The 17,015-nt window shown below is 73.6% G+C and carries 14 protein-coding genes; all 14 read left to right on the forward strand.

Annotated features, from left to right (window positions below; genetic code table 11):
- The first annotated feature begins 19 nt into the window (after nt 1–19).
- The 14 genes from rsmI (at nt 20) to galK (ending at nt 16,992) form a co-directional block, all read left to right on the forward strand.
- A complete protein-coding gene (rsmI, locus tag ABZ135_RS11345; RefSeq protein ID WP_356694240.1) occupies nt 20–904 on the forward strand; it encodes a 16S rRNA (cytidine(1402)-2'-O)-methyltransferase in 885 nt (294 codons plus the stop codon).
- Nucleotides 905–1,059: 155 nt separating this feature from the next.
- On the forward strand, nt 1,060–1,539 hold the full coding sequence (locus tag ABZ135_RS11350; protein ID WP_356694242.1) for a hypothetical protein: 480 nt from the start codon (nt 1,060–1,062) through the stop codon (nt 1,537–1,539).
- A 47-nt stretch (nt 1,540–1,586) separates the two neighbouring features.
- Complete coding sequence (locus tag ABZ135_RS11355; RefSeq protein WP_356694244.1) at nt 1,587–2,456, forward strand: TatD family hydrolase; 870 nt, start codon at nt 1,587–1,589, stop codon at nt 2,454–2,456.
- Between the two features lie 141 nt (nt 2,457–2,597).
- Nucleotides 2,598–3,764, forward strand: coding sequence for a ubiquitin-like domain-containing protein (locus ABZ135_RS11360; RefSeq protein WP_356694246.1), 1,167 nt, complete (start codon nt 2,598–2,600; stop codon nt 3,762–3,764).
- Between the two features lie 78 nt (nt 3,765–3,842).
- Nucleotides 3,843–4,742 (forward strand): 16S rRNA (adenine(1518)-N(6)/adenine(1519)-N(6))-dimethyltransferase RsmA, encoded by a 900-nt coding sequence (gene rsmA / locus ABZ135_RS11365; protein ID WP_356694248.1) that lies wholly within the window; start codon nt 3,843–3,845, stop codon nt 4,740–4,742.
- Complete coding sequence (locus ABZ135_RS11370; RefSeq protein ID WP_356694250.1) at nt 4,739–5,635, forward strand: 4-(cytidine 5'-diphospho)-2-C-methyl-D-erythritol kinase; 897 nt, start codon at nt 4,739–4,741, stop codon at nt 5,633–5,635. Before rsmA ends, ABZ135_RS11370 begins: the two co-directional genes overlap by 4 nt.
- Nucleotides 5,636–5,869: 234 nt before the next feature.
- Nucleotides 5,870–7,171, forward strand: a complete 1,302-nt coding sequence (locus ABZ135_RS11375; RefSeq protein ID WP_356694252.1) for an acyltransferase — start codon at nt 5,870–5,872, stop codon at nt 7,169–7,171.
- Between the two features lie 105 nt (nt 7,172–7,276).
- On the forward strand, nt 7,277–9,082 hold the full coding sequence (locus tag ABZ135_RS11380; RefSeq protein WP_356694254.1) for an ABC-F family ATP-binding cassette domain-containing protein: 1,806 nt from the start codon (nt 7,277–7,279) through the stop codon (nt 9,080–9,082).
- 134 nt (nt 9,083–9,216) lie between these two features.
- Nucleotides 9,217–11,037 (forward strand): PQQ-binding-like beta-propeller repeat protein, encoded by a 1,821-nt coding sequence (locus tag ABZ135_RS11385; protein ID WP_356694256.1) that lies wholly within the window; start codon nt 9,217–9,219, stop codon nt 11,035–11,037.
- A 49-nt stretch (nt 11,038–11,086) separates the two neighbouring features.
- Complete coding sequence (locus tag ABZ135_RS11390) at nt 11,087–12,871, forward strand: PQQ-binding-like beta-propeller repeat protein (RefSeq protein ID WP_356694258.1); 1,785 nt, start codon at nt 11,087–11,089, stop codon at nt 12,869–12,871.
- A 144-nt stretch (nt 12,872–13,015) separates the two neighbouring features.
- The gene (locus ABZ135_RS11395; RefSeq protein ID WP_356694260.1) at nt 13,016–13,690 is read left to right on the forward strand and encodes a response regulator transcription factor; all 675 of its coding nucleotides are present in this window, start codon (nt 13,016–13,018) and stop codon (nt 13,688–13,690) included.
- A 142-nt stretch (nt 13,691–13,832) separates the two neighbouring features.
- Nucleotides 13,833–14,873 carry a galactose-1-phosphate uridylyltransferase gene (gene galT, locus ABZ135_RS11400; protein WP_356694262.1) on the forward strand — a complete coding sequence of 347 codons (1,041 nt, stop codon included), beginning with the start codon at nt 13,833–13,835 and terminating at the stop codon, nt 14,871–14,873.
- Nucleotides 14,870–15,838, forward strand: coding sequence for a UDP-glucose 4-epimerase GalE (galE, locus tag ABZ135_RS11405; protein WP_356694264.1), 969 nt, complete (start codon nt 14,870–14,872; stop codon nt 15,836–15,838). The genes galT and galE overlap by 4 nt, the downstream gene beginning before the upstream one ends.
- Nucleotides 15,835–16,992 carry a galactokinase gene (gene galK / locus ABZ135_RS11410; RefSeq protein ID WP_356694266.1) on the forward strand — a complete coding sequence of 386 codons (1,158 nt, stop codon included), beginning with the start codon at nt 15,835–15,837 and terminating at the stop codon, nt 16,990–16,992. The genes galE and galK overlap by 4 nt, the downstream gene beginning before the upstream one ends.
- The last annotated feature ends 23 nt before the right edge of the window (nt 16,993–17,015 follow it).

Consider the following 17,015-nt stretch of genomic DNA (forward strand, 5'->3'; position numbering starts at 1 on the left):
GGCTGGGAGGATGGTCCGTGTGACAGGAACGCTGGTACTCGCAGGGACCCCCATCGGTGACATCGCGGACGCACCGCCACGGCTCGCCACCGAACTGGAGAACGCGGACATCGTGGCCGCCGAGGACACCCGCAGGCTGCGCGGCCTGACCCGCGCGCTCGGGGTGCACACCAAGGGCCGGGTGGTGTCCTACTTCGAGGGCAACGAAACCGCCCGTACGCCCGAGCTGGTCGAGGCGCTCGCGGGCGGCGCGCGGGTGCTGCTCGTCACGGACGCCGGCATGCCGTCCGTCTCCGACCCCGGCTACCGCCTGGTCGCCGCCGCCGTCGAGCAGGACATCAAGGTCACCGCCGTGCCCGGCCCGTCGGCCGTGCTCACCGCGCTGGCCCTGTCCGGCCTGCCGGTGGACCGCTTCTGCTTCGAGGGCTTCCTGCCGAGGAAGGCGGGCGAGCGGCTCGGCCGGCTCCGCGAGGTCGCGGACGAGCGGCGCACCCTCGTCTACTTCGAGGCGCCGCACCGGCTCGACGACACGCTCGCCGCGATGGCCGAGGTGTTCGGCGACGAGCGCCGGGCGGCGGTCTGCCGCGAGCTGACCAAGACGTACGAGGAGGTCAGGCGCGGCCCGCTCGGCGAGCTCGTGGAGTGGGCGAAGGAGGGCGTACGCGGCGAGATCACCGTGGTCGTCGAGGGCGCCCCGGAGACCGGGCCCGCCGAGCTCGACGCCGAGGAGCTGGTGCGCAGGGTGCGGGTGCGCGAGGAGGCGGGCGAGCGGCGCAAGGAGGCCATCGCGGCGGTCGCCGCCGAGGCCGGCCTGCCGAAGCGGGAGGTGTTCGACGCCGTCGTCGCGGCGAAGAACGCGGCCGCGACGGGCTCCGGAAAGGCCCCGGAAACGGTAAAGGATTAATCTGAAAGGCAAAGCGGAACCCGGCGGCGGGCCCGCGCGAAGGCCCTTTCGGCAAGGAAGCGCCAAAGACCGTCCATGCTCCGTCCATGGTTCTTCCGGCGCTGATGCGCTCCGGCCCGAAAAGGCGTCCACTGGTTCAGTGGAGAGGAGCTGGAATGAGTGAGATCACCGGCACCGGAACGCCCGTCGCCCACGAGGCGTACGCCTTCGCCTGCATGCGGTGCGGATACGGCTGGGAGCAGGCGTACGACATCGAGCACCACGTGGACGCGCGCGGGCACGAGTACGTCGTCTACAAGGCCGACGGAGCGCGGGTCCCGTCCCCGTTGTCCCGGCCGACCTGCATGAACTGCGGCAGCCATGTCGTACGGATCATGCGGGCGGGCCAGGTGTCCTCGGTGCTCGACCTGATGGCCGCGGCCGAGCGGCACAGCAGCGGGGCCAGGGCGACCAGGCCGGTGGGTCCGGCGGGACCGATCGGCCAGGAACTGACGCAGGAGGTCCCCGCGGCCGCCGCCGACGGCGCCGGCCCGGCCGGCCCCGCGGGCGCCACCCTCGCCGACGAGGACCGGCCGCCCGTACCCCACCACTGGCATCTCTCCGACCTGCTGCACCCCTTCCGCTCCCGGCGGTGACGCTTCGCGGATGAGCTCGGGGCCCCGGCCCTCGTACGATCGGGGCCATGAGTGCCAAGGACGCCCCGCCGCCGCTGCCCGAGCCCCTGCTGGTCCCCGTCGCGGACTCGCACACCCATCTCGACATGCAGTCCGGCACCGTCGAGGAGGCCCTCACCAAGGCCGCCGCCGTCGGTGTGACGACGGTCGTGCAGGTGGGCTGCGACCTCAAGGGCTCGCAGTGGGCGGCGGAGACCGCCGCGCAGTACGAGCACGTGCACGCGGCGGTGGCCCTGCACCCCAACGAGGCGCCCCGGATCGTGCTCGGGGATCCGGACGGCTGGTCGCGGCAGGGGGCCCGCGAGGCCGGCGGGGACGCGGCGCTCGACGACGCCCTCGCCGAGATCGACCGGCTCGCCGCCCTGCCGCACGTGCGGGGCGTCGGCGAGACCGGCCTCGACTACTTCCGCACGGGCCCCGAGGGCATGGCGGCGCAGGAGCGTTCCTTCCGCGCCCACATCGAGATCGCCAAGCGGCACGGCAAGGCCCTGGTCATCCACGACCGGGAGGCCCACGCCGACGTGCTGCGCGTCCTCGACGAGGAGGGCGCGCCCGAGCGGACGGTCTTCCACTGCTACTCCGGCGACGCCGACATGGCCGAGATCTGCGCCGCCAAGGGCTACTACATGTCCTTCGCCGGCAACGTCACCTTCAAGAACGCCCAGCCGCTGCGCGACGCCCTCGCCGTCGCCCCGCTGGAGCTCGTCCTCGTCGAGACCGACGCCCCCTTCCTGACCCCCGCCCCCTACCGGGGCCGCCCGGGCGCGCCGTACCTGATCCCGGTCACCGTCCGGGCCATGGCCGCGGTGCGCGGGATCACGGAGGAGGAGCTCGCCGAGGCCATCGGCGCGAACACCGCCCGCGCCTTCGACTACTGAGCCCCTGAGCCTCTGAGCCTCTGAGCCCGTGCCCGCGGCCCCCCGGCCCGCGCGGCCGGTGATCACCGATGCATAACGGTTACGTGTCGTAGTCGGGTCGTCGTGGAGCGTGACCGGAGATGCCGCTAGGGTCCCGGCCTCGTGAGCACCCCCCACGCCGGTCATCGCGCCGGCGCCCGACGGGCCGCCCGGCGGCGCAAGGCGAACCCGCCCGCCGGGGAGGGCCTGCGACGGATCCTCCCGCAGGCCCTCGTCGTCGCCTTCCTCGCCGGCGGCACCACCGCCTTCGTCGCCGACGACAAGGCGATCCGGCTGTCCGTCGACGGCGTCCCGCGCACCCTGCACACCTTCGCGGACGACGTCGACGAGCTCCTCGCCGACGAGGGCCTCGCGGTCGGCGAGCACGACATCGTCGCCCCCGGCCCCGGTGCCGCCCTCGCCGCAGGCGACGAGGTGGTCGTCCGCTACGGCCGGCCCGTCGCCCTCACCCTCGACGGGCGGCGCCGCCAGGTGTGGACCACCGCCCGCACCGTGGACGGCGCCCTGCGCCAGTTGGGGGTGCGGGCCGAGGGCGCGTATCTGTCCGTCTCCCGCTCCGCGCCCATCTCCCGCGGCGGCCTCACCCTCGACGTCCGCACCGAGCGGGCCGTCACCTTCCTGGCCGACGGCCGCGAGCGGACCGTCCGCACCAACGCGGCCACCGTCCGCGAGGCCGTCGAGGAGGCCGGGATCACGCTCGCGAACCAGGACACCACCTCCGTGCCGCTCGGCTCGTTCCCGCGCGACGGCCAGACCATCACGGTCCTGCGGATCACCGGCACCCGCGAGGTCCGCGACGAGCCCGTCCCCTTCCCCGTCGAGCGGACCCGCGACCCGGAGCTGTTCGCCGGCACCGAGGTCGTCGACCAGCAGGGCGTGCCGGGCGTCCGCCGGGTCACGTACACCCTGCGCACCGTCAACGGCGTCCGGCAGCGGCCGCGCCGGACCGGCGAGGAGACCGTCCGCGAGCCCGTCGCCCAGAAGGTCCGGGTCGGCACCCGCCCGCTGCCCAGCTCCGTCGCCGGGGCCGACGGCCTGAACTGGGGCGCCCTCGCCGCCTGCGAGTCCGGCGGCCGCCCCAACGCCGTCGACCCCTCCGGCACCTACGGCGGCCTCTACCAGTTCGACCCCGGCACCTGGCGCTCCCTCGGCGGCAGCGGCGTCGCCCAGAACGCGCCCGCCGCGGAACAGACCTACCGCGCCAAGAAGCTCTACGTGCAGCGCGGCGCGAGCCCGTGGCCCCACTGCGGCCGCCGGCTGTACCGGTGAGGCGGCCCCGACCGGGCACGCGGGCCCGGGCGCGGCGACGCGTAGGTCGGCCCCACCGGTGACCCGTAGGCTGTACCGGTGAGCACCACCACCGGCCCCGACAGCCCCGACGCCCTCCTCGGCCCCGCCGACATCCGTGAGCTGGCCGCCGCCCTCGGCGTCCGTCCCACGAAGCAGAAGGGCCAGAACTTCGTCATCGACGCCAACACCGTGCGGCGGATCGTCCGCACGGCCGAGGTGCGCCCCGACGACGTGGTCGTGGAGGTGGGCCCCGGCCTCGGCTCCCTGACCCTCGCGCTCCTGGAGGCGGCGGACCGGGTGACGGCCGTCGAGATCGACGACGTCCTCGCGGCCGCCCTGCCGGCCACGATCGCCGCGCGCATGCCGGCGAAGAAGGACCGCTTCGCGCTGGTCCACTCCGACGCCATGCACGTCCAGGAGCTCCCGGGCCCGGCGCCGACGGCCCTGGTGGCCAACCTGCCGTACAACGTCGCCGTGCCGGTCCTGCTGCACATGCTGGAGCGCTTCCCGAGCATCGAGCGGACCCTCGTCATGGTCCAGGCCGAGGTGGCCGACCGGCTCGCCGCCCGGCCGGGCAACAAGGTGTACGGCGTGCCCTCGGTGAAGGCCAACTGGTACGCGGAGGTCAAGCGGGCCGGCGCCATCGGCCGGAACGTGTTCTGGCCCGCGCCCAACGTCGACTCCGGCCTCGTCTCCCTGGTGCGGCGCACCGAGCCGATCGCCACGACCGCCTCCAGGACCGAGGTCTTCGCCGTCGTCGACGCCGCCTTCGCACAGCGCCGCAAGACCCTGCGCGCCGCCCTCGCGGGCTGGGCGGGCTCGCCCGCCGCCGCCGAGACGGCCCTGGTCGCGGCCGGGATCTCGCCGCAGGCGCGCGGAGAGTCGCTCACCGTCGAGGAGTTCGCCCGCATCGCGGAGAACAAGCCGGAGCAGGAGAAGAAGGAGGCGGACGCGTGAGCGTCACCGTACGGGTCCCCGCCAAGGTCAACGTGCAGCTCGCCGTCGGCGCCGCCCGCCCCGACGGCTTCCACGACCTGGCCAACGTCTTCCTCGCCGTCTCGCTGTACGACGAGGTCACCGCCGCCCCCGCCGAGACGCTGACGGTCACCTGCGAGGGGCCCGACGCCGACAAGGTGCCGCTCGACCGGACCAACCTGGCCGCGCGGGCCGCCGAACTCCTCGCCGCCCGCCACGGCATCGCCCCCGACGTCCATCTGCACATCGCCAAGGACATCCCGGTCGCCGGCGGCATGGCCGGCGGCAGCGCCGACGGCGCGGGCGCCCTCCTCGCCTGCGACGCGCTGTGGGGCCTGAACTCCTCGCGGGCCGAACTCCTCGACATCTGCGCCGAGCTCGGCAGCGACGTGCCGTTCAGCCTGGTCGGCGGCGCCGCCCTCGGCGTCGGCCGCGGCGAGCAGCTCACCGAACTGCCGGTCGGCGGCGCCTTCCACTGGGTGTTCGCGGTCGCCGACGGCGGCCTGTCCACCCCCGCGGTGTACGGCGCGTTCGACCGCCTCACCGAGGGCGTGGACGTGCCCGAACCGGTCGCCTCCCCGGTGCTGCTCGACGCCCTGCGCACCGGCGACGCCGCCGCCCTCGCGGGCGCCCTCGCCAACGACCTCCAGCCCGCCGCGCTGTCCCTGCGCCCGTCCCTCGCCGCGACCCTGTCGGCCGGTACGGAGGCGGGCGCGCTGGCCTCGCTGGTCTCCGGCTCGGGTCCCACGACCGCGTTCCTGGTGAAGGACGCGGAGGCCGCCGAGACGGTCGCCGCAGCCCTGATCGCCTCCGGCACCTGCCGGACGGCCCGCGTGGCAACCTCCCCGGCGGCCGGGGCGACCGTCCTGCGCTAGGCCGTGTCTTTCGGATCTTGCCGGGCTCGCGACGCCTGGGACTGCCGCTTCGGTTCCTCCTCGGGGCGGGTGGACACGGGAAGAACATGACGGGCCGTCAGTAGGGGGCGGTCGCAGCCGGGCCGGGGGATCGCCCACGTGACCGAGGACTTGGGGCCGGTCGGCACGTACTCATGCGCCGGTTGAGTAGCCGCGCCCTGACGGCCGGCCGCCGCCCCGCGCGACCGTACGGGCATGGGAACCAGCAGCCGTGTCGGCGCACGGGAACTCGCCGAGGCCACCCCCGCCACCCGCGACCGCTATGTCGACCTGCTCCGGGTCGCCTCGCTCGGCGTCGTCGTCCTCGGCCACTGGCTGATGGCCGCGGTCACCGCCGACGGGCGGGTCGGCAACCTGCTCGCCGTCGTCCCCGGCCTCCAGATCCTCACCTGGGTCCTTCAGGTCATGCCGGTGTTCTTCTTCGTCGGCGGCTTCTCGCACGCCCTCGCGCACCGCTCGCGCCCCGGCTACGCGGACTTCCTGCGGGCCCGGCTGCGGCGGCTGCTGCGTCCCACGGCGGTCTTCATCGGCGTGTGGGGCGTGCTCGCGCTCGCCGTGCAGGTGCTCGGCGCCGACGGCGGTCTGACCGGGGTCGCGCTGCGGCTCGTCACCCAGCCGCTGTGGTTCATCGGCGTCTACCTCGCCATGGTCGCCCTCACCCCGCCGCTCCTGAGGCTCCACGGGCGCTACGGCTGGGGAGCCTTCGCGGGGCTGGTCGCGGGCGCGGTCCTGGTGGACCTGCTGCGGTTCGCGGCCGGGGTGCCGTACGTCGCGTTCCTGAACTTCGCCTTCGTCTGGCCGGCCGTCCACCAGCTCGGCTTCCTGCGCGCCGACGGCATGATCCGCCGCCCGGCCGTCCTCGCCGCGGCGGGCCTCGCGGGCGCGGGCCTGCTGGTCGCCCTCGGGCCGTATCCGCTGTCCATGGTCGGCATGCCGGGCGAGAAGGTCTCCAACATGGCCCCGCCGACGCTCGCCCTGCTCTGCCACGGCCTGTGGCTGGTCGGCGCGGTCGAACTCCTCAAGGGCCCCGGCGCCCGCCTCACGGCCCGGGCCCGGGTCTGGCGCGGGGTCGTCGCCGCCAACGGGATCGCCATGACCGCGTTCCTGTGGCACCTCACGGCCATGCTCGGCGTGTACGGGGCGCTGCTCGCCCTCGGCGTCCGGCTGCCCGAGCCCGCGACGGCCGGCTGGTGGGCCCAGCTCCCGCTCCGCCTCGCCGCCGCGGCCCTCCTCACCGCCCTGCTCGTCGCCGCCTTCCGCCGCTTCGAGGCCCCGGCCGCCGTCCCCCGGTCCGACGGCCCGGGCGGGCCGGCCGCCGTGGGCATCACCCTGGCCCTGCTGGGCGTCCTCGGGCTGTCGACGACGGGCTTCGGCGGCCTCCTGGAGGGCCACACCGCCACCCTGATCGCCGTGCGGGTCACGGCCCCGGCGGCGGTGGCGATGATCCTGGTGGGCTGGCTGCTGGTGGAGCGGCCCGGCGGTCGCCGGCCCCGGTGACGGCGACCGGTCGGCCGCCGCGTCGTCGCCCTGAGTGACGAGACGGCGCCCGGGGCCGTCGACGTACCCTTGGACGTCGATCGCATGCCCCGTCACAGGAGTGAAATGGCCGTCAATCTGGTCAATGTCGAGTCCGTCAGCAAGGTGTACGGCACCCGTGCCCTGCTCGACGGGGTGTCTCTCGGCGTCTCCGAGGGCGACCGGATCGGTGTGGTCGGTCGCAACGGTGACGGCAAGACCACCCTCATCCGGATGCTGGCCAGGCTGGAGGACGCCGACACCGGGCGGGTCACCCACAGTGGCGGGCTGCGGCTCGGGGTGCTCACCCAGCACGACTCGCTCGACCCCGAGGCCACCATCCGGCACGAGGTCATCGGCGTCATGGCCGACCACGAGTGGGCGGGCAGCGCCAAGATCCGGGACGTGCTCACCGGGCTCTTCGGCGGGCTCGACCTGCCCGGGTTCGAGAAGGGCCTCGACACGGTCATCGGGCCGCTGTCCGGCGGCGAGCGGCGCCGCATCGCGCTCGCCAAGCTGCTCATCGAGGAGCAGGACCTGCTCGTCCTGGACGAGCCCACCAACCACCTCGACGTCGAGGGCATCGCCTGGCTTGCCCGGCACCTGCAGAACCGGCGCTCCGCGCTCGTCTGCGTCACCCACGACCGCTGGTTCCTCGACCAGGTCTGCACCCGCATGTGGGACGTGCAGCGCGGTGACGTCTACGAGTACGAGGGCGGCTACTCCGATTACGTCTTCGCCCGCGCCGAGCGCGAGCGGATCGCCGCCACGGAGGAGGTCAAGCGGCAGAACCTCGTCCGCAAGGAGCTCGCCTGGCTGCGCCGCGGCGCCCCCGCCCGTACCTCCAAGCCCCGCTTCCGCATCGAGGCCGCCAACGCGCTCATCGCGGACGTGCCGCCGCCGCGCGACACCTCCGAACTGATGAAGTTCGCGAACGCCCGGCTCGGCAAGACGGTCTTCGACCTGGAGGACGTGACCGTCACCGCCGGCCCCAAGACGCTGCTCCAGCACCTCACCTGGCAGCTCGGCCCGGGCGACCGCGTCGGCCTGGTCGGCGTCAACGGCGCCGGCAAGACCTCGCTGCTGCGCGCCCTCGCCGACGCCGCCCGCACCGGCGGCGAGGCGCAGCCGGCCGCCGGCCGGATCACCGTCGGCAAGACCGTGCGGCTCGCCTACCTCTCCCAGGACGTCACCGAGCTCCCCGCCGAACTGCGCGTCCTGGAGGCCGTGCAGCAGATCCGCGACCGGGTCGACCTCGGCAAGGGCCGCGAGATGACCGCGGGCCAGCTCTGCGAGCAGTTCGGCTTCGGCAAGGAGAAGCAGTGGACGCCGGTCGGCGACCTGTCCGGTGGTGAGCGGCGCCGGCTCCAGTTGCTGCGCCTCCTCATGGACGAGCCGAACGTGCTCTTCCTCGACGAGCCGACCAACGACCTCGACATCGAGACCCTGACCCAGTTGGAGGACCTGCTCGACGGCTGGCCCGGCTCGATGGTCGTCATCTCCCACGACCGCTTCTTCCTGGAGCGCACCACCGACCGCACCTTCGCGCTGCTCGGCGACCGGACGCTGCGGATGCTGCCGCGCGGCATCGACGAGTACCTGGAGCGGCGCCAGAAGATGATCGAGGCCGCCGTCCCCGCGCCGGCCGCCGCCCCGGCCAAGGAGAAGCCCGGCCTGTCCGCCGCCGACGCGCGCGCGGCGAAGAAGGAACTGCAGAAGGTCGAGCGGCAGCTCGACAAGATCTCCGACAAGGAGGCCAAGCTGCACGCCCAGATCGCCGAAAACGCCACGGACTTCGAGAAGGTGGCCAAACTGGACGCGGAGCTCCGGGAACTCGCAGGTGAACGCGAGGAGTTGGAGATGCGCTGGCTGGAACTGGCCGAGGACGCGTAGAGAAGTCGTAGAGGCCGCGTAACGACGACATCACGGGCCGGTCCTCCCTTGGGAACAAGGGACGGACCGGTCGCTTTTGCGCCATCCCCCGAGTGGTAGAAAGAAAACCCGCTCACATCAAGGGGGAAGCGCTGATGACCCAGCCGCCCAGCAACCAGCCGCCGGTGCCGGGGGGCTTCGGCGCTCCGGACCCGAACCAGAACCCGGGCCAGAACGTCCCGCCGGTCCCGCCCGTGCCTCCGCAGGCACCGCCGGCTCCGCCCGTACCGCCGCAGGCGCCCCACGGTGCCCCGCAGACGCCGCCGCCCGCCCAGCCCGGCCCGTACGGCTATCCGCAGCAGGCGCCGCAGCAGCCGGGGCCGTACGGCTACCCGCAGCAGGCCCCGCAGGGGCAGCCCGGCCCGTACCAGCAGCCGGGGCCCTACGGGCAGCAGCCCGGCCCGTACGGCCAGCAGCCGAACCCGTACGGCGGTTACCCGACCGCCCCGATGCAGGCCGCGCCCGCCGGCGGCGGCAAGAACCCCTTCCAGGGCAAGCCCGGCCTCATCGTCGCCGCGGCCGCGGCCGCGCTGCTCGTCATCGGCGGTGTCTCCTGGCTCGCCTTCGGCGACGGGGACGAGAAGGAGCCGATCGCGGGCCCGTCCACCTCCGCGTCCACCCTGCCGAAGCCGACCGAGTCCGTCGACAAGGGAGACGGCAGCGGTGACGGCGACAACGGCGAGCAGGGCCTGAACGACGGCCGCAAGGACGGCGAAGCCAAGATCAACTGGCTGCTCAAGAACAGCGTCGACCTGCCCAAGAACGGCGCCGACGTCTACGGCCCGTGGATCGTCGGCGACACCGTCGTCAAGGCCATGTACAAGGGCATCGACGGCTACAGCCTCGCCGACGGCTCCCCCAAGTGGCACATCGACGTGCCCTTCGAGCTGTGCGCCGCCCCGCCGCAGCCCTCCGCCACCGGCGTGATGGTCTTCGGCTACAAGGACAGCGCCGGCGACCGCGCCAAGTGCCTCCAGATGCAGCAGGTCGACCTCAAGACCGGCAAGAAGGGCTGGACGAAGGCGATCCCCAAGCCCACCGGCCTCTTCGCCTTCTCCGACAACACGCTCACCATCAGCGGCAACACGGTCACCGCGTCCGGCTCCAGCTCCGCCTACGGCTTCTCCCTCGCCGACGGCAGGCAGCTCTTCACCGGCCCGACCACCGGTTGCAAGCCCTACGCCTACGCGGGCGGCAGCAAGCTGATCGCCGCCTCCAAGTGCCCCTCCGGCGACGTCAACAAGGAGTCGCACGCGGTCAGCGAGGTCGACCCCAACACCGGCAAGCCCAAGTGGTCCTTCAAGCTCCAGACCGGCTGGGAGGTCGACAAGGTCTACTCCGTCGACCCGCTGGTCGTCTCCGCCACCCAGCGCGAGCAGAAGAAGTGGGCGATCTTCTCCCTCACGGCCGACGGCAAGGAGCGCTCGCAGATCCAGGGCGGCAACGACAAGTTCGCCCCCCGCTGCGGCGGCAGCTTCGTCATCTTCGGCAAGAACCTCCAGGGCTGCACCGGAGTCGCCGCCGACGCCAGCACCTTCTACATGGCGACCGAGACCGCCTACGGCACCCCGAACGAGGTCGTCGCCTTCGATCTCGACACGGGCAAGGCCAAGTGGCGCTCCAAGGCGCCCGGTGAGCAGCAGATGACGCCGCTGCGCATGGAGGGCTCCGAGGTCCTGCTGTACGTCGAGCCGCGCTACGACGCGGGCGGCCAGGTCGCGACCCTCGCCCCGACGGGCGGCGCGCCCAAGGTGCTGCTCCAGCACCAGGCGGCGGTCTCCTCGCTGGAGAGCTCCTTCTACGACGCCGGCTACGCCTACTCCGACGGCACGTTCGTGATCGCGGCCGGCCGGGTCTCTGCCTCCAACGACAAGGCGGAGATGGAGACCAAGACGATGATGGCCTACGGCAAGTGACGCCCCGCCCGTCCCGTCCGCTCACCGACTCCTCCGAGGTACCCACGCCATGACCCAGCCGCCGCCACCGCCGAACCAGCCCCCGGGGCCTCCCCCCGGCGGGTTCGGCGCGCCGCAGGACCCCCCGCCGGGCGGGTTCGGCGCGCCGACGCCCCCGCCGGCCCAGCCGCCGTACGGCTACCCGCAGCAGCCGCCGGTCCAGCCGCCCGGGCAGCAGCCGCCGTACGCCTATCCGCAGCAGCCGGCCACGCAGCCGATGCAGCCCATGCAGCAGCCGTACGGGTATCCCCCGCAGCAGCCGGCCCAGCCCGGGCCGTACGCGCCGCACTACCCGCAGACGCCCCCGCCGGCCGCCGGCGGCGGGAAGAAGCTGTCGGCGCAGCTCCAGATCGTCATCGCCGCGGTCGTGGCCGTCGCGCTGCTCATCGGCGGCGGCCTGTGGTACGCGAACTCCGGCGGCGGTGAGGAGGGCACCGACGCCAAGGGCAGCTCCGGCGCCGCCGTCGGCGGCAAGGACGGCGGGGCGAGCGGCCTCGGCGGGGGCGGCAAGGAGAAGGTCCCGGCGAACACGAAGGCCAGGATGGCCTTCCAGCTCCCGACCCCGGTCGTCCCGGACGTCACCGACGTCTCCGGCTCCTGGGTCACCGACAAGGCATTCGTCAAGGCCGGCCTCAACTCGGTCGTCGCCTACGACCTGGACAAGGGCACGGTCCTGTGGACGCTGCCGCTGACCGGTCAGGTCTGCGGCGCCTCGCGCCACATGACCGCCGACCACAAGGTGCCGATCCTCTTCGAGGCGGCCAAGCGGGTCCCGCCGCGCTACTTCCAGCAGTGCACCGAGGTCGGCCTGCTCGACCTCGCGGCCGGCAAGCTGGTGTGGTCGACCTCCGTCACCGGCGGCACCGCCGGTGACAAGAAGGTGGCCTTCGCCGAGATCACGGTGCACGGCCAGACCGTGGCGGCCGGCGGCATGGACGGCGGCGCCGCCTTCGACCTGGCCAACGGCAACCCGCGCTGGAAGCCGCAGGCCAACGCGGGCGACTGCGAGGACCTCGGCTACGGCGGCGGCGAGGGCGGTCTCGTCGCGGTCCGCAAGTGCGGCTCGTACGACGACCCGACGGTCACCATCCAGAACCTCAACCCGACGACCGGCGCGCCGATCTCGCAGTACAAGATGCCCCCGGGCGTCGACTACGCGGCGGTCGTCTCCACCAAGCCGCTGGTCGTCGCGGCCGACGTCGCCGACGCCGCCGGCGACGGCAGCGGCATCTCCGACTTCTTCTCGATCGACGAGAAGACCGGCAGGCTCAAGGCGAAGATCACGGCGGACTCGGACCGTTACGCGGCCCGCTGCCGCAGCACCAAGGTCGAGGCGTGCACCGGCGCCCTCGTCGGCAACGGCCGGCTGTACCTGCCGACCGAGGAGCACGAGGGCAGCACCGGCGAGTACGGCGACGAGACCAACGAGATCGTCGCCTTCGACCTGGCCAACGGCAACCCCGTCCCGGAGAAGGCGGACGCCGGGGACCGCTGGAACCTGGTCCCGCTGCGCATGGACGGCGGCAACATCATCGCCTACAAGTGGCCGCCCTACGACAAGGGCGGGCAGGTCGTCTCCATCGACGGCGGCACCATGAAGTCGACGCTGCTGATGGAGAACCCGTCGGACAAGCCGAACCGGGACGCGGAGACCAGCTTCAGCCTGTCGGGTGCCGAGTACCGGTACGCGAACGGGCGGCTGTTCATCTCCGAGATGCTGCTGAGCAAGAGCAGGACCGACTCCTCCTCGACGTTCAAGAAGTATCTGGTCGTCGCCTTCTCGACCGCGGGCTGACCCGGTCGACGTGACACCGCCTCGTGGGGCCCCTCCGTCACGGAGGGGCCCCCGTTGCGATTGGGGCAAAGCGGGGCGGGGGAGTGTGTAGCTTGCCGGGCAGGGTGGCCGGGGGCAGGCCGGCCCGGAGACGGGGGAGGACCGATGGGCGTTCGGCTCGTGGTGGTCGACGACCACCGACTGCACGCGGAGGCGCTGGCCTCGGCGCTCAAGCTGCGCGGGCACCGGGTGCTCGCCGCGGCGGCGCCGGTGGCGGGCGCCGCCGAGCTGGTGGTGAGCCGCGCGCCGGAGGTCTGTCTGCTCGGGACGTCGGCGCCGGCCGAACCGGGCACCTTCGACCCCGTCGTACGGATCAAGAGGGAGCGGCCGCAGATCGCGGTCGTGGTGCTCGGGCCCGTCCCCTCGCCGCGCGGGATCGCCGCGGCCTTCGCCGCCGGGGCCTCCGGCTACGTCCGGCACGACGAGCGGATCGAGGGCGTCGAGCGGGCCCTGATGAAGGCGCGGGCGGGGGAGGCGGCGGTGGCGCCGCAGCTCGTCCAGGGCGCCTTCGCGGAGCTGCTCAACCCGGCGGTGCAGCCGGACGACGAGGGGCAGCGGCTGCTGCGGCTGCTCACCCCGCGCGAGGCGGAGGTGCTGGTCCGGGTGGCGGAGGGCGAGGACACCCGGCTGATCGCGGCGGGCATGGCCATCGCGCCGAGCACGGCGCGCACGCATGTGCAGCGGGTGCTGATGAAGCTGGGCGTGGGCTCGCGGCTCGAGGCGGCGGCGCTGGCGGCGCGGACGGGGCTGCTCGACCGGGTGCCGGTGCAGCGCTCGTGAGGCCGCGGGGCCTTCCGGCCCGTCCTTCGTCCGTGTGAAAAACACCCGGGGACGTTCCCGGGGTGGCTGTTGACCTTCGATGTTTGATTGTGGTTTTTTGTGGGTGGTTCTGTTTGGTGCAGGCTGATGGAGGCCACCCGCCGTGAAGAAGACCGTCACCCGCCTCGCCGACGGGCGGGAGCTCCTCTACTTCGACGCGCGCGACGACACCGTGCGCGAGGCCGTCGACCGCCGGCCCCTCGACCCGGTCGTCTCCGCCTCCGAGATCCGGCACGACCCGCTCCTCGGCGAGAACGTCGCCATCGCCTCCCACCGGCAGGGCCGCATCTTCCACCCGCCCGCCGACACCTGCCCGCTGTGCCCCTCCACGGACGACTGGCAGAGCGAGATCCCGGCCGACGGCTACGAGGTCGTCGTCTTCGAGAACCGCTTCCCCTCGCTGTCCGGCGCCGCCGGACGCTGCGAGGTCGTCTGCTTCACCTCCGACCACCACGCGTCCTTCGCCGACCTGGGCGAGGAACGGGCCGCCCTCGTCCTCGCCGCCTGGACCGACCGCACCGCCGAGCTCTCCGCCCGCGACGGCGTGGAACAGGTCTACTGCTTCGAGAACCGCGGCGCCGAGATCGGCGTCACCCTCGCCCACCCCCACGGGCAGATCTACGCCTTCCCCTTCACCACCCCCCGCACCGCCACCATGCTGCGCAACGCCGCCGAGCACCGCGCCCGCACCGGGCGCAACCTCTTCGACGACGTCCTGGAGAGGGAACGGGCCGGTGAGCGGGTCGTGCTCGACGGCGCGCACTGGGTCGCCTTCGTCCCGTACGCCGCCCGCTGGCCGTACGAGGTGCACCTCTACCCCAAGCGGCGCGTCACCGACCTCCGCGGGCTCGGCCGGGCCGCCCGCGACGAGTTCCCGGGGATCTACCTGGAGCTCCTGCGCCGCTTCGACCGGCTCTTCGGTCCCGGCGAGCCGCCGACGCCCTACATCGCCGCCTGGCACCAGGCGCCGGCCACCCACCCCGGGCGGGACGCCTTCGCCCTGCACCTGGAGCTTTTCACCGTCCGGCGGGCCTCTGGCAAGCTGAAGTACCTCGCGGGCACCGAATCCGGCATGGGCGCGTTCATGAACGACGTGTCGCCCGAGTCCGCGGCCGACAGACTCCGAGAGGTGGCAAGCAGTTGAGCAAGTACCTGGTGACCGGTGGAGCCGGCTATGTGGGCAGCACGGTCGCCGCCCACCTCCTGGAGGCGGGACACGAGGTCACCGTCCTCGACGACCTGTCCACCGGCTTCCGCGAGGGCGTGCCCGCCGGGGCCGCGTTCATCGAGGGCCGCATCCAGGACGCCGCCCGCTGGCTCGACCCCTCGTACGACGGAGTCCTGCACTTCGCCGCCTTCTCGCAGGTCGGCGAGTCCGTCGCCAAGCCGGAGAAGTACTGGGACAACAACGTCGGCGGCACCATGGCGCTCATCGCCGCCATGCGGGAGGCGGGCGTGCGCCGTCTCGTCTTCTCCTCGACCGCCGCCACCTACGGCGAGCCCCGCACCGTGCCGATCACCGAGGCCGCCCCCACCGCGCCGACCAACCCCTACGGCGCCACCAAGCTGGCCGTCGACCACATGATCAGCGGCGAGTGCGCCGCCCACGGCCTCGCCGCCGTCTCGCTGCGCTACTTCAACGTCGCCGGCGCCTACGGCGAGTGCGGTGAGCGGCACGACCCCGAGTCGCACCTCATCCCGCTCGTGCTCCAGGTCGCGCTCGGGCAGCGCGAGGCCATCAACGTCTACGGCGACGACTACCCGACGCCCGACGGCACCTGCGTACGCGACTACATCCACGTCGCCGACCTCGCCGAGGCCCACCTGCTGGCCCTCGACGCGATGACCCCCGGCGAGCACCTCGTCTGCAACCTCGGCAACGGCAACGGCTTCTCCGTGCGGGAGGTCGTCGAGACCGTCCGCAAGGTCACCGGCCACCCCGTGCCCGAGGTCATGGCCGAGCGCCGCGTCGGAGACCCGGCCGTGCTCGTCGCCTCCGCCGAGACCGCGCGCGAGCGCCTCGGCTGGACTCCGTCCCGCCCGGATCTGGCGGCCATCGTCGAGGACGCCTGGGCGTTCGCACGGAAGAAGGAGCAGGACAAGGGATGAGCGGTGTCGGGGCGGGCGTGGCGGCCGGGTTCGCCGCCTTGTACGGGGCGGCCCCCCACGGGGTCTGGGCCGCGCCCGGGCGGGTCAACCTGATCGGTGAGTACACCGACTTCAACGAGGGCTTCGTGCTGCCGCTCGCCCTGCCGCACACCGCCGTCGCCGCGGTCTCCCGCCGGGACGACGGCCTGCTGCGGCTGCACTCCGCGGACGTCGGGGGCGGGGTCGTCGAGAGCGACGTGGCCGCGCTCGCGCCCGGCTCCGTCGAGGGATGGGCCGCCTACCCGGCCGGGGTCGTCTGGGCGCTGCGGGAGAGCGGGCACGCCGTCGGCGGAGCCGACCTCCACCTCGCCTCCACGGTGCCGACCGGGGCCGGGCTCTCCTCGTCCGCCGCCCTGGAGGTCGTCACCGCCGTCGCCCTCGACGAGCTGTACGGCCTCGGGCTTACACGGCCCGAGATCGCCGTGGTCGCCCAGCGCGCCGAGAACGGCTTCGTCGGGGTCCCGTGCGGGGTGATGGACCAGATGGCCTCCGCGTGCGCCACCGAGGGGCACGCGCTGCACCTGGACACCCGCGACCTGTCGTACCGGCAGGTGCCGTTCGACCTCGCGGCGGTGGGGCTGCGGCTCCTCGTCGTCGACACCCGCGTGCGGCACGCGCTCGGGGACGGCGCGTACGCGGAGCGGCGCGCCGGGTGCGAGGCCGGTGCGCGGGCGCTCGGCGTGCGCGCGCTGCGCGACGTGAGCGCCGCGCATCTGCCGGACGCGCTCGGGCGTTTGAGCGACGAAACGGTTCGCCGGTATGTCCGGCACGTCGTGACCGACAACGGGCGCGTGGAGCGGGTGATCGGGCTCCTCGACTCCGGCGACGTCCGCGGCGTCGGCCGGCTGCTGACCGAAGGGCACGCCTCCCTGCGGGACGACCTGCGGGTGTCCTGCGAGGAGCTCGACCTCGCGGTCGCCGCCGCGAACGCCGCCGGGGCGCTCGGGGCGCGGATGACGGGCGGGGGGTTCGGGGGGTCCGCCGTGGTCCTGGTGGAGGACGATGCCGCCGAGACCGTGGCGGCGGGGGTCGAGAAGGCTTTCGCCGAGGCCGGTCACGCGGCGCCGCGGGTCTTCACGGCCGTGCCGTCGGCGGGGGCGCGGCGGGTGGGCTGACGCGGCCCCCCGCGCGTCCCCCG

It is taken from the genome of Streptomyces sp. NPDC006339 (genome assembly GCF_040612775.1).
In the GTDB taxonomy this organism is placed as follows: Bacteria; Actinomycetota; Actinomycetes; order Streptomycetales; family Streptomycetaceae; genus Streptomyces.

Excerpts from the sequence above, each read along its gene's own strand:
- ABZ135_RS11380 (WP_356694254.1), top strand. The coding sequence starts at position 7,277 with ATGGCCGTCAATCTGGTCAATGTCGAGTCCGTCAGCAAGGTGTACGGC.
- ABZ135_RS11375 (WP_356694252.1), top strand. The coding sequence starts at position 5,870 with ATGGGAACCAGCAGCCGTGTCGGCGCACGGGAACTCGCCGAGGCCACC.
- ABZ135_RS11390 (WP_356694258.1), top strand. The coding sequence starts at position 11,087 with ATGACCCAGCCGCCGCCACCGCCGAACCAGCCCCCGGGGCCTCCCCCC.
- ABZ135_RS11350 (WP_356694242.1), top strand. The coding sequence starts at position 1,060 with ATGAGTGAGATCACCGGCACCGGAACGCCCGTCGCCCACGAGGCGTAC.
- ABZ135_RS11385 (WP_356694256.1), top strand. The coding sequence starts at position 9,217 with ATGACCCAGCCGCCCAGCAACCAGCCGCCGGTGCCGGGGGGCTTCGGC.
- ABZ135_RS11355 (WP_356694244.1), top strand. The coding sequence starts at position 1,587 with ATGAGTGCCAAGGACGCCCCGCCGCCGCTGCCCGAGCCCCTGCTGGTC.
- galK (WP_356694266.1), top strand. The coding sequence starts at position 15,835 with ATGAGCGGTGTCGGGGCGGGCGTGGCGGCCGGGTTCGCCGCCTTGTAC.
- ABZ135_RS11395 (WP_356694260.1), top strand. The coding sequence starts at position 13,016 with ATGGGCGTTCGGCTCGTGGTGGTCGACGACCACCGACTGCACGCGGAG.